Source organism: Chryseobacterium indologenes (assembly GCF_001295265.1).
Classification (GTDB): domain Bacteria; phylum Bacteroidota; class Bacteroidia; order Flavobacteriales; family Weeksellaceae; genus Chryseobacterium; species Chryseobacterium indologenes_A.
The window spans coordinates 1-11,497 of sequence record NZ_LJOD01000028.1 but is presented as its reverse complement, the minus strand read 5'-3'; the positions used below and the strand labels follow the sequence as shown (position 1 = coordinate 11,497).

The window sequence follows — 11,497 nt, the reverse complement described above, 5'->3', positions numbered from 1 at the left end:
GTTCTCACAAAAATCATTAGACACCGAGTTGCTCTTGAAATGGAGCAAATTACTAGAATATGATTTTTTCAGAATATATAGCCAACATCTTATTCTTTATTCTCCACCAAGTAAAAGAACCAATGCTGAAAGTTTGAAATCAAAAAAACTTCCGGAATTTAGAAAAAATATTTATACACAAGAGATCATTGAATTTATATTAGAGCAAATAAACTCTGATGAAATGAGTAAAAATGAAGTAATAGAAAAATATAAAATTCCAAAGACTACATTACATAAATGGATTAGTAAATATTCAAAATGAGACCAGATTATAAACGCATCTATCTTGATATTCTTCAAAAAAAATATCCAGAAAAACTTGATGAATGCAAGCCAATTCTTTTGAATGATAATCTTTCATCAATAGATATAAATAAACTTAATGAAATTATTTTTGGAAAAAAAACAGAGAATCAAAAATTTAAATCTTATAAAAGATCAGATATATTAAAAATTTTAGATTATCAGAAAAAGCATAAATTAAATAACATTCAATTGGCGAAACATTTTAAGATGAGTAGAAATACAATAACAAAATATAAAAAAATATACAAATAATTTTTTAAAAATTATTTGTAGATTAGTATGAGCTAACAATTTTAATCTTTTTTTTAATAAAAACCTAACCACACTATATAGTTAGATTTTATTTTGAATTTATATATAATATTTACTTATCTTTTAAAGATTGGGACAAATTAATCTTCTCTTTCTCTATAAATTCTTCAGATTTACCGTTATTGTCTACTACTACATTAAAATTGTCTTTTTCTGCATCAAATAAAATAGTAGTGTGAAATAAAGGGCACTCGTGTTGTTTACATCCAGTTACTTTATAAATTGTATTTTCAGAAACTATTGGTGTTTCTGTATTAAAGTTTTCTATAATCTCTTTATACTTACTCCCTACAATTTTTTTTAATCTTTTTGATACTTCAACATTATCAAATAAATTAATTTCATGAGGGTATTTTCCTACATTTTTTGTTATAGCATTTTCATATAGTAATTTAGAACTAATAGAATCATTCACTTTTTTAATCGTGTTGGAGCCAATATCTTTACTTTTTTTATCGTTGCAAGATAAAATAATCAAAAAAGACATTAAAGAAACAGTTAAAATTTTATTTTTCATTGTATTAAATTATTAGTTCTATCATTATCGAAAATCATTCAAAAAAAATATATAGACTTTTCAAATTTTTCATTCATCCAAAAATAATTTTCAAATGGAAAAATTTACTGTTAAAAAACATTAAATTTGCAAAAAAAACATTATGAAAAATAAATTTACTCTACAAAAAAAACTTGCTAGACCTCTTAACACGATTATATTTTTATATTTCTTAATTTTTAGTAATCATCTATTTGCTGATGGATCAAAAGATCTTTATCCTAATGGTGTAACAGGTTTACGTGCATATCTCCGTTCTAGCACACAGGCAACGGAAAATTGGCCATTCCCGAATGAAGGAATTCATTATGTTTATGCCAAAGAAGGAGAGAGAATTACTTTGGCTTCTAGTTCTCAAATTAATGGTGGTAATTCTAAAATTCGCTTATATGCTCCCAATGGATCAATTGTAGTTAACAATAATACTATTGCTGGACAAATCCCCAACAGATCATCAGAAATAGCTGGTCCTCAGTTATTTGGTCAAACAGGTGGAAATAGATATACTCCAATATATTATCAAGTTCCTGCAAATGGTGCAGGTATTTATAGAATTGAATTTGTTTCAAGAGGTACTGCAGACCCTCAAGCTACATTTAATGCTAATGACAACTGGGTACAAGATGATAAATCAGGTATTATGGCATGGGACATTTCTGTGATTAACCCTAACAATACTGCTTTTATTTCTGGACGGGTTTATACCAATGTACTAAACCTTAGTCTTGGTTTTACCAATGTTAATAGTAATGGATTTTATGGTATTGTATATCCGCTTACTAAGGATGGGTATACATATCAGGTTAAAAATAATGGACAAAATGGAATTCATTTTACTTTTTTTACAAATAATAATGGATTTTTAAATCAGAATAACCAACTGCCAGTCTACAAAAGTTTAAATGGTTCAACTCCTTCTTTTTTAAATGGGAAAGTACATAATCCTAATGATGCAGATACTCAAAAGAATATTACTCATAAAATTTTCTATACAAAACCTGCCACAGATTTGCCTTCTTCATCTGTAGGAGCAGTTCCTAATGGAAATACTTGGCTAAAAAACCCAGTGACAACACCCAATGTTAGTAATGTATCTGTAGTCGGAGTAGAAGGTACTAATGGACAAATAAGCAATAAAGGAGGTTATATAAAATTTAATGCAGATGTACAAGGTAATTATAATATTACTATAGAAAGTACACCTACAAACCCTAACTTTGTAACAAGAGTTCTCACAGGAGCTTCTTCTGCTGGAGCAAACCAAATTTACTGGGATGGTAAAGATGGAAACGGAAATGCTTCGCCTGTAGGTACGTTCCCTGTAAAAATTACAATCCGATTGCAAGGTGCTGAAGTTCATTTCCCCTATATAGATGTGGAATATAATAGATTAGGAATTATTATAGAACTGTTAAACTATGCTAATCTAAATCAGGTAGTTTCAGATATTGTTTACTGGAATGATGTTGACATTCCTAACGCAAATTCTGGAAATTCTTCTTCTCCTAAGAACAATAGCCACCTTCCACCAGCTAATAGTATAGGTATTAGCAGTAACGCTAATGGACATAAATGGGGGCTCAATGGAAATGGATATACTAATACTTTTGGTAATGAAAAATCAATCGACACCTGGACTTTTATTAAAGCTCAAGAACAAACAACAAACTCCCAAGTGGTTGTTAAAATCGCTGATTTAATGATTAATTCAGTTACCCCAAATAACATTATTGCCTATGATGGAGATCAAATTACCTATACTATAAAAGTAAAAAATGGCGGACCAAGTAATGCATTAGGAGCTCCTTTTACATTTAAAATTCCTAATGGATTAATGCCACAAACCATTACATTTTCTTCAAACAGTTGTGGAAACGAAAGTGTTCCTTTGAATTATAATCCTGCAACAAATTCATATTCTTCAAAGCTCAATCTTCCTAGTAATTGTGAAATTACCTATACTATTACTTTAGTAGTTAGTAATTCTGCTATTGCAGGAACCCAAATAGTAGTAGCTTCTATTTTACGTCCTAATGATATAACAGATCCAGATGCAACAAATCCTGATATTATGATCCCTCCTACAGATGCTCAATATGAATGTTCCAATAATGGTTTAGGAGGATCTTGTAATAATATCAAAACAAATAATACAGTAATGGTATCTCTTGTATGTTACAATCCTATAATCAATAATAATATTGGAATCCCTGCTAATTTTGGAGTAACATTATTGAAAAGAGCCGGAGCAAACAATGGAGGTTGGCCAATGAACAGAAATTCTGCATATATGGTTTTGGAATCTAATACTAAAGGATTTGTGATTACAAGAATGACTTCAGATCCTACACAGACTTTCGCTGCAAATCATATTAGTAAAATTACTAATCCAATAGAAGGAATGATGGTTTATGATATTTTCGGTAAATGTTTGAAAATTTATGCTGACGGGGATTGGAAGTGTTTCTCTAAACCTGCTTGTCCATAATAAATATATTGTTAATTTCTAATATGTTTTAAATTAAAAATTTATATAATGAAAAATTTATTTATCATAACCGCATGGATATTATCTGGGACTGTTTATTCTCAAATAATCGTTGGAGATGCAATAGGAACTGCTCCTATCAATAACAAATCATCAGTACTGTTAGAATTCGCAAATACAAACAATAAAGGAATTTTATTACCCTACGTTAGGCAAAAAACAAGTATCCCTACTGAAGGATCAATAATTTTAGATGTTACTGATCCTACTAATGCAAGAATAAAATTTTTTAATAATACCCCTTCTACTACAGATCATTGGACTGATCTTAGTGGCCAAGGTGCAGATGTCAGTTTCTATTTAAATAGTCAACCTACAATGTCGCAAATAACGGAAGACAGTAATGCTAGATCCATTATAGGAGCAAATTTTACAACAGTAAATGATGGTGTTCTAGTATTAGAATCCTCTACTAAAGCATTAGTGTTACCTGTAGTTTCCGATGTTAACAATATTCCAAGTCCCTCACCAGGAATGATGGTTTTTGTAAACAAAACAGGTACAAAACGATTAGCTGTTTTTAATGGTAGTAAATGGAGCTTTTGGAAACCATAAATATTGACTGTTATAATTTATTATCCTATTTCTACCATACCAAACTTGGAAATATGAAAAAGCCCGGTCAAAAAGCTTAAAAAACTAATAATAAAAATAGACAGTCTTTAGAACTGTATAAAAACACAAATTTCTCCCGAATGTATGTTGAGAGAATTTATAATTCTCCTCAACATACATGAGTAGGCGAAGCCGATTTATGCGCAATCTATTAAATCCAAATACCTTAACAGCTTCTCCCTGTTCTCTGCCGGAGATTGACCCGGATATTTTTTTATTCGATTCTCACAGCATTAGAAAAGCTCTTTATACTTACCGTATTGTTCAATTCCCATTTTTTCTATAATAAAATCTTCCATGTGAATATCTCTTTTTTCTCTCACGTAACGGGTAAAGGATAAAATGCTTTTACAGGTTTCAAATCCTTTGGACTGCATATCTTTTCTAATATTTTCTTGCAATCCCTCTAACCACTCCGTATAATCCTCAAAACTTGGTTCTATGGGTAAATTATGATATAGATAACTGGCGTTACCATAAGAAAATAATAAGGAATGATATTCTTTGTCTTTATCAGCAAGATTATTAATAAAATTTTCCTGTGCTGTATTGTATTGTTCTAAGGGATGTTTAGCGCTTATTATTTTATAAAGATAAATTTTCAGGTCTGTTTATAGTCGGAAAAAACATCACTTTTTTTGTTTTGCTTTATATCCGTTGCCGTAATCTATAAGGGATTTACTGTCTTCAGGATTAGTTTTCTTCCATTCTTTTAACACTTCATTCTGAAACTGGTAATTTTCCCATTGCTCCTTTAATACGATAACATTTCCGTCCTTGCCGATTTCCTGAAGGACTTCGCTCCTGATCTCCTGTTTTGTCCTTACGCTCTCTTTATACCATTTGATTCCGGAATATGCCCCGAAAATACCCAATCCCCAACCTGAGAGCATGACAAATAAAGAAGTATATAATACCGGCTTGTAATGCTTAAAATAATCTTTGTAAGATTCGAGCTTCTTCAGATCTTCCGGAGATATACCTACCTCAATACCGGAAACATTTTTTTTAAGCTCCTGTACTTTCCGATCAAAGATGTCGGAGACCTCCATACTAAGCTCCTGCATGGATGCAGATTCGGAATTGAGTTGTGAGATTTGCTTTTCAAGTGCGCTTGTCGTTATTTTTAACTGTTCCAGTAGTTCCACAGGGTTAAGCCGCGGAGAACTGGCATTTTGATTGTTGTTCTGTTCTTCCATAATTTTTATATTTTGTTTACTACTTTATAATGACATTCCTCTGTCTTTGGTAATATTCCTGGTTACACTTTTTGTTACTTCCAATGCTATGTTTTTAGGAGTAAGTTTTGTAAGTTCCAGGGCGATTTCCTTAATCTTTAATTTCGGGTCGATATCGCTTAATTTAAAACCCTGTTTGGTTACTTTTTCCAAAACTGAAGGATTCATGTTGATATCAGCTTTCGGGATGATCCTTGCACCGTTTAAGCCTTTGGAGTTCTCGCTGATCTGCATAACGTAACCCCTTTTATCCATTCTCAATACAAGATCGCCTAAACTTCTGCTTTGCCCTTTTTCCTCAAGAAGTACATTTTTTATTTCTGCTTTCTTCTCTCCAGTGATCTCTTGTGCCGTCTTCCAGTTCCGCTCTTTGGATAATACTTCAGCGTGTCCGGATGCTCTTTCTCCTATATTATGGCTCGTTACCTGATTTTTACCGTGATAATCTATCCTGTTCGCTATAATATGCAGGTGCTTATCGTCCGTAGATTGGTGTAGATGCACTAAATATTGATTGTTCTTACCGATTCCCTCCTTTTTTAAATAGTCCTCTGCCAGTTTCCCCCATTCCTCCAGAGTTAAATCTCGGCTGTATTCTTTTGGGGGCGATATCACAGCAGTAACGTATTTATTCTCCGTTCTTGTATTCAGATCGGCAACCTGTTTAAATTCTTCAAACAGTTCTTTCGGCTTCTCTCCGGATAGACCGTTCCGGCACACTTCCACGCTCTGCTCCTTGTCGCTCTGTTGGTACTGGATAGATTTGGAGCTTACATTTCTCGTTGATGCAGAGATTACCATTTGATTTGTGTTTTAATTCCTTTGATGGCTTCCTCGATCTCCCTGAGCAGTCCGGCTCTTTCTTCAGGAGTGAAAATTTCCTTTTTCATGTAATTCCCAATTCTCCGGAAATTCGTTGCATATTCCGTCAGCATGATGTTTTTTTCATACTCCGGAAGTTCCCTATCAAGCAGAATAATTCTGCTGTAATCCGTGAGCTTCAGCTTTTTTTTATCCGCTCTTTCTTTTAGCTTTTTCATTTCCACAGGAGTAAATCGAAGTGCTAAACGCTCCGATTTTGGGGCATTGAGTTTCGGGCGACCTCCGAGCTTTCCTCGTTCTCGATATTGGTTTTGTCTATCAATCTGCTCAAATTCTTCTCTAAATTGCGCTTCCCAATCTTCTGTGTTTTGATCTTCCATAATTGGACGGTTTTTTTTATTTTTACTACTCTAAATTTTTCTTCTGATTTAGAAAATTTATAATCAACTTTGGCTCTCCATTTCGGAGAGCTTTTATTTTTTCTCCTTTGTTTTTTCCGACTATATAAAATCTAACTATGTAGGTATATCCGTTAAAAGTGTACTCTAATCATTAGCGGTATGTTTGTCCGTTTATGACGATAGGAATGAACCAAGTTGTCCTTTTGTGGCGAAAATCGAAGCGATAGCGTAGGTTTTTGACGTCAAAAGGTACTACTTGCCCTTACTATATACATAATTTTTACCACTAATTTACACATTTCTGCATTACCACGCAACACAAGCGCATTTTTTATCAGAGTACAGCTCACCAGTTCCGGAAGATCGCCCAGCTCTACCCACTCAGAAAATGACTTAAAAAAAGTAATACTTCAGATCAGCTCACCCCTCAGAACCGAAATAAAAACATTCCAAACATTCTGCAAAAAAATAAAGGGGAAAAATAGAAAAGCTGAAGGAAAAAATCAGCACCATTCCGGAAACGGTATCGCTCCGATCACAGCACCGGACAGCTCATCATTTCAGTACTCAAATAATAGAATTTATCTATCACAATTATTATGCAAAGCATAGCAATCGCCCGCCCAAGCCAACTTGTAAAAGTTTGTTTTTCGTTTTTTTGTTTTCCTTTCACTCCGCATGACAGAATGACAGGAAAAATTTTCGTTCCAATAGATCAGATAAAATTCCTTTTGAGCAAACGTATTTTTAAAATATTTATTATTTTATCTATTTTGTTATTTTAAGACCTTATAACTATCTATTACACAAATGATTACATAGTTAAAAACCAGTTTTTATAAGTTAAAAACCAGTTTTTATAAGTTAAAAACCAGTTTTTATAAGTTAAAAACCAGTTTTTATAAGTTAAAAACCAGTTTTTATAAGTGTTAAAACAGATATTATAAAACAGTATTGTTTTTATTACTGGTTTTTATATATTTGTATAACAATCTTGATATTATGGAATTAATGGACGTCAGCAAAAACGATAAACTAATTTATCAACACAATGTTATTACTTCAGGTCGCTATGACTACTCTGCCTGTATGCTTGATATTCTTTTTATGGTGCTTTCCTGCCTTAAAAAAGATAAATTGGAATACACTATCCATGTTCATGATATCGAAGCGATAACAGGCCGTAAATGGAATTTAAAGCAATTAAGGGAAGCGACTGAAAGTATAGGCTCTCGGATGTTTGAAATTGAAACTCCGAAAAAGATTTCTCAATTATGGTTATTCTCAAAAGTTGATTATTTAATTGGGACTGGTTCTTTTTCAGTAAAACTAAATGATGAAGCTCTGCCCTATTTTTTTGAACTGAAAAACAATTTTACTGCTTTACAGTTAAAATCCGTTTTAAATTGTTCCTCAAAATATGCAAAACGCTTATATGGTATTGCTTGTCAATGGCGAAGTATAGGAAGTAAGCGTTTCGAAATTGAAGAACTTAAAAAAATGCTCGGACTGATCGACAAAAAAGGGAATGAGCAGTTTGAAAGAATAAGCCAGTTCAAAGAATATGTTTTAGATATTGCTAAAAAACAAATTAATGAAAATTCAGATATTGAGATTGATTTTGAACTTAAAAAGAAAGGTAGATCTTTTGAATGGGTAACTATACATATAAATTCTCAAAAGTTTAAACAGTTAGAAATTGATTTTGAAAAACCTTTAAATGTTCAAAAATTCATATCAAAACTTGTTACTTATGGCTTAAATCAGGAACAGGCAGAGTTGATTGCCGGAAAAGAAAAAGAAAAGGATTTTGACATCTTAATTACAGAACTGAACGAAAAGATCAGACAGAGAAAACTGAAAATTGATAATTCTGTGGGTTACTTGATTGGTGTATATCAGAAAAAAGGAATATTACCCGTAAAAAATTAAAGCATGAAAAATTATACAACTAAAGAGGTTGCAGCACTTTTCGGCGTCAGCGAACGGACAATTCAGCGACACATAGCGACACTCATAGAAACTTTAAAAACACCCAATAATAAAGGATTTACAATCCCAGAAGATACTGTAAACCTGCTATTGTCGCGACACTACAACGACAAAACAACGACAGACAGCGACACAGAAAATTCAGAGTTTCCACACGTTGAATATTTTACTGAAGAAGAATATGAGGAATTTAAAAAACGTATAACAGAATACCCATTTTTAAAAGAACAAATTTCCATTTCAAAAGAATATTTAGAAAGTCTAAAATCACAAATAGAGTATTTCCGGATGTCTTACCATAGGCAGTTAGACATCCACGAAAAACTCATTGAAAGTGTAAAAGAACGCAACTTTATTGAAGCGAAGGAAAAAGGATTAGATCACTAATCCTTATCCTTTTTCTTCTTTTTCAGATTAGTAATTTCCTTAACTACTTTAATAGTGATAAATATCACTCCCAATAACTGATTAATCAGTTCTAAATCAAAATTATTCATTGTATAAAATTTTTAAAATTCATTGCTCAGGGTTTTAATCCCTGAAAACGGCTGACTTCAAATATAACCTCACATTAAAGCCTTTGCCGGTTTGCTTAATTTCTTCTGGAACAAATAGAAAAAATCTTCAGTTCTCCCGAAAGGACACGTTTTTGTATTTCTCTACAAATACCATGAATAAAGACTTTGCAAGTATATTGCATGGTTTCTAATAAAGTTGTGACGCATTCGGAGCATGGTTGTGAGATAAAGATAAATTTTGCTGATATCGTCTGTTCCGTAAGGTATCACCACCTTTCAAAAAGTTCTGTTACATTAAAATAGTCACCATTTTTTTGACCCAATTTTGCGCAATTCTTTTGCCTGATAAATTTTGAACTAAGGAGCAACGAATGACAAGCGTTTTGAAAAAACGAGCAGTCTGAGGAAGTGACGGCTGAAAAATTTCACTGGATGGATATTTAATTTTTCTTTCTTAAATTCGCACCAATAACATTTACGGTAAAAAATTAAAGCATTTGCTTTCTTGTCTTAGAAAACTGGCATTTTCAAAGAACACAAGAATATGCAATGCTCACGCTCCGGCATGGGTTTCTATGTTTATTTGTGTTCGGGTATGCCAGTACCTCTAAGGCAGTAGACATAGTTCCACGCTTTTTTTGTGCCTAAAAATCAAGTATGAAATGAATCAGTTTAAAATACGACACATTTTGTCGCTGTTCTGATATAGTTTTACCGTAAAATACTCGAAAAAATATGGGGTTTTTTACCTATTTCGGAAATGAATATTTTTATTTATAATTGTCGCCAAAATCACAATTCACACAATGAGAAATTTTTATTTTAAATACTTTTTCCTCTGTTTAGGCCCTTTGGGATTCGCCCAGATTCCTAAGTTCCCGACTATGGAAAATCCCAATCCCTCCACTTTTCAGAATTATTCTGATCAGAAATTTACCAATCTGAAAATAATACTGTTCCCTCAGTTCTCCAGAACTACAACAGTACTCCTCAATCATACCAACAGGATGTAAAAGATATCAGGCGGTTTGAACAGGAACAGACAGAAGCCGAAAGAGCTGTACGTTTTTCAATAAGTTTGTGTATTCAAAACGTAATGCGTAACTTTACAGCATACAATTTTTTTCACAAATAGCAAAAAGTAATGATATATTCCATAACGCATAAAGGATTAAAAAAATACTGGACGAAAGATGATGTTAGTAAATTACCTTCAGAAATGGTTGATAGAATACGTGAAATTTTAGATATTATTGATAATGTTGAAGAAATACCACAAGATTTTGACCCTTTTAAGGGGCTTAGATTGCATCCATTAAAGGGGAAATTAAAAGGTTTTTGGTCTGTGGATGTGACAGGTAATTATCGCATTATTTTTAGATTTGAAAATAAAAATGCTTATGATTTAGATTTATTAGATACTCATTAAGAATTGTAGAAACTGTAAAATAAAATTTTAATTATATGAAACCTTTAATCCGTGCTATTAAGCACAATACGCATCCTGGTGAAATTATTTCGAGCCAGATTATTAAACCCAATAAATTAACTGTTGAAAGAACTGCTAAACTCTTAGGTATTACACGACCCACTTTATCCAATATTGTTAATGGTAAAAGTGTAATTACTCCCATTATGGCAATAAGAATTTCCAAAGTTTTTGGTGGTAATGCAGAGTTTTGGATTCGCTTACAAACCTCTTATGATTTAAGAGAAGCTGAAAAAGAGTTTAAAGAGAAGCATATTGAATTAGATAAATTCGAATTTGCTTAGATATTAATAATAAATTTGTTATATTATAAATAAACAAAAAAGACAGAATTCTAAAAAACTGTCTTTAATTAAGATAACAATATAATTCTCTCTCATCAGAAATGATAATCTAAAGATAAAAAAATAATTGTAAATTCAGTTACTTAAAAAGTAATATTGTATGTACAAAGATATACATATAGGCCATTTAATCTTAGTAAAATGGAAAGAATTAGATTTCTCTATTGAAAGGGCTTGCAATTTTTTTAAAATAAGTAAAACAGATGTTGAAAATATGTTCTCACAAAAATCATTAGACACCGAGTTGCTCTTGAAATGGAGCAAATTACTAGAATATGATTTTTTCAGAATATATAGCCAACATCTTATTCTTT

14 protein-coding genes and 1 pseudogene are annotated in these 11,497 nt (G+C 32.0%); 10 read left to right on the top strand and 5 right to left on the bottom strand.

Annotation, left to right across the window (positions count from 1 at the left end; all coding sequences use genetic code 11):
• On the top strand, positions 1–304 hold a 304-nt coding region (locus tag AOB46_RS23740; RefSeq protein ID WP_062703511.1), incomplete at its 5' end, for a transposase.
• Positions 301–600 carry a hypothetical protein gene (locus AOB46_RS22155; protein WP_062703509.1) on the top strand — a complete coding sequence of 100 codons (300 nt, stop codon included), beginning with the start codon at positions 301–303 and terminating at the stop codon, positions 598–600. The genes AOB46_RS23740 and AOB46_RS22155, both read left to right, overlap by 4 nt.
• A gap of 112 nt (positions 601–712) precedes the next feature.
• Here AOB46_RS22155 and AOB46_RS22150 read toward each other — a convergent pair whose 3' ends face one another.
• Positions 713–1,177, bottom strand: coding sequence for a hypothetical protein (locus AOB46_RS22150; RefSeq protein WP_062703508.1), 465 nt, complete (start codon positions 1,175–1,177; stop codon positions 713–715).
• Positions 1,178–1,319: 142 nt separating this feature from the next.
• Here AOB46_RS22150 and AOB46_RS22145 point away from each other — a divergent pair, with 142 nt between their 5' ends.
• Entirely contained in the window at positions 1,320–3,704 is a 2,385-nt protein-coding gene (locus tag AOB46_RS22145; protein WP_062703507.1) for a DUF11 domain-containing protein, read from the top strand.
• A 48-nt stretch (positions 3,705–3,752) separates the two neighbouring features.
• Complete coding sequence (locus AOB46_RS22140; protein ID WP_062703506.1) at positions 3,753–4,319, top strand: hypothetical protein; 567 nt, start codon at positions 3,753–3,755, stop codon at positions 4,317–4,319.
• Between the two features lie 293 nt (positions 4,320–4,612).
• On the opposite strand, the gene AOB46_RS23510 is transcribed toward AOB46_RS22140, so the two are convergent.
• The 4 genes from AOB46_RS23510 to AOB46_RS23250 all read right to left on the bottom strand — a co-directional run bounded on the left by AOB46_RS23510 (position 4,613) and on the right by AOB46_RS23250 (position 6,819).
• A complete protein-coding gene (locus tag AOB46_RS23510) occupies positions 4,613–4,756 on the bottom strand; it encodes a hypothetical protein (protein WP_157845095.1) in 144 nt (47 codons plus the stop codon).
• Between the two features lie 252 nt (positions 4,757–5,008).
• The gene (locus AOB46_RS22135) at positions 5,009–5,578 is read right to left on the bottom strand and encodes a hypothetical protein (protein WP_062703504.1); all 570 of its coding nucleotides are present in this window, start codon (positions 5,576–5,578) and stop codon (positions 5,009–5,011) included.
• 24 nt (positions 5,579–5,602) lie between these two features.
• On the bottom strand, positions 5,603–6,418 hold the full coding sequence (locus tag AOB46_RS22130) for a relaxase/mobilization nuclease domain-containing protein (protein WP_062703503.1): 816 nt from the start codon (positions 6,416–6,418) through the stop codon (positions 5,603–5,605).
• Positions 6,412–6,819 carry a plasmid mobilization protein gene (locus AOB46_RS23250; protein WP_115951730.1) on the bottom strand — a complete coding sequence of 136 codons (408 nt, stop codon included), beginning with the start codon at positions 6,817–6,819 and terminating at the stop codon, positions 6,412–6,414. Before AOB46_RS23250 ends, AOB46_RS22130 begins: the two co-directional genes overlap by 7 nt.
• 1,023 nt (positions 6,820–7,842) lie before the next feature.
• On the opposite strand from AOB46_RS23250, the gene AOB46_RS22120 reads away from it, so the two are divergent.
• From AOB46_RS22120 to AOB46_RS23735, 6 genes and pseudogenes are all read left to right on the top strand, one after another.
• Positions 7,843–8,772 (top strand): replication initiation protein, encoded by a 930-nt coding sequence (locus tag AOB46_RS22120; protein ID WP_062703501.1) that lies wholly within the window; start codon positions 7,843–7,845, stop codon positions 8,770–8,772.
• Positions 8,773–8,775: 3 nt separating this feature from the next.
• The gene (locus AOB46_RS22115; RefSeq protein WP_062703499.1) at positions 8,776–9,219 is read left to right on the top strand and encodes a hypothetical protein; all 444 of its coding nucleotides are present in this window, start codon (positions 8,776–8,778) and stop codon (positions 9,217–9,219) included.
• 937 nt (positions 9,220–10,156) lie between these two features.
• Positions 10,157–10,363 (top strand): hypothetical protein, encoded by a 207-nt coding sequence (locus tag AOB46_RS22110; RefSeq protein WP_062703497.1) that lies wholly within the window; start codon positions 10,157–10,159, stop codon positions 10,361–10,363.
• A 131-nt stretch (positions 10,364–10,494) separates the two neighbouring features.
• Positions 10,495–10,779, top strand: a complete 285-nt coding sequence (locus AOB46_RS22105) for a type II toxin-antitoxin system RelE/ParE family toxin (protein WP_062703495.1) — start codon at positions 10,495–10,497, stop codon at positions 10,777–10,779.
• 35 nt (positions 10,780–10,814) lie between these two features.
• A complete protein-coding gene (locus AOB46_RS22100; RefSeq protein ID WP_062703493.1) occupies positions 10,815–11,123 on the top strand; it encodes a HigA family addiction module antitoxin in 309 nt (102 codons plus the stop codon).
• Between the two features lie 160 nt (positions 11,124–11,283).
• Positions 11,284–11,497 (top strand): annotated as a pseudogene (locus AOB46_RS23735) (transposase); the annotation flags it as partial.

Excerpts from the sequence above, each read along its gene's own strand:
- AOB46_RS22100 (WP_062703493.1), top strand. The coding sequence starts at position 10,815 with ATGAAACCTTTAATCCGTGCTATTAAGCACAATACGCATCCTGGTGAA.
- AOB46_RS22115 (WP_062703499.1), top strand. The coding sequence starts at position 8,776 with ATGAAAAATTATACAACTAAAGAGGTTGCAGCACTTTTCGGCGTCAGC.
- AOB46_RS22150 (WP_062703508.1), bottom strand. The coding sequence starts at position 1,177 with ATGAAAAATAAAATTTTAACTGTTTCTTTAATGTCTTTTTTGATTATT.
- AOB46_RS22130 (WP_062703503.1), bottom strand. The coding sequence starts at position 6,418 with ATGGTAATCTCTGCATCAACGAGAAATGTAAGCTCCAAATCTATCCAG.
- AOB46_RS22110 (WP_062703497.1), top strand. The coding sequence starts at position 10,157 with ATGAGAAATTTTTATTTTAAATACTTTTTCCTCTGTTTAGGCCCTTTG.
- AOB46_RS22120 (WP_062703501.1), top strand. The coding sequence starts at position 7,843 with ATGGAATTAATGGACGTCAGCAAAAACGATAAACTAATTTATCAACAC.
- AOB46_RS22105 (WP_062703495.1), top strand. The coding sequence starts at position 10,495 with ATGATATATTCCATAACGCATAAAGGATTAAAAAAATACTGGACGAAA.
- AOB46_RS22155 (WP_062703509.1), top strand. The coding sequence starts at position 301 with ATGAGACCAGATTATAAACGCATCTATCTTGATATTCTTCAAAAAAAA.
- AOB46_RS23250 (WP_115951730.1), bottom strand. The coding sequence starts at position 6,819 with ATGGAAGATCAAAACACAGAAGATTGGGAAGCGCAATTTAGAGAAGAA.
- AOB46_RS23510 (WP_157845095.1), bottom strand. The coding sequence starts at position 4,756 with ATGCAGTCCAAAGGATTTGAAACCTGTAAAAGCATTTTATCCTTTACC.
- AOB46_RS22135 (WP_062703504.1), bottom strand. The coding sequence starts at position 5,578 with ATGGAAGAACAGAACAACAATCAAAATGCCAGTTCTCCGCGGCTTAAC.
- AOB46_RS22145 (WP_062703507.1), top strand. The coding sequence starts at position 1,320 with ATGAAAAATAAATTTACTCTACAAAAAAAACTTGCTAGACCTCTTAAC.
- AOB46_RS22140 (WP_062703506.1), top strand. The coding sequence starts at position 3,753 with ATGAAAAATTTATTTATCATAACCGCATGGATATTATCTGGGACTGTT.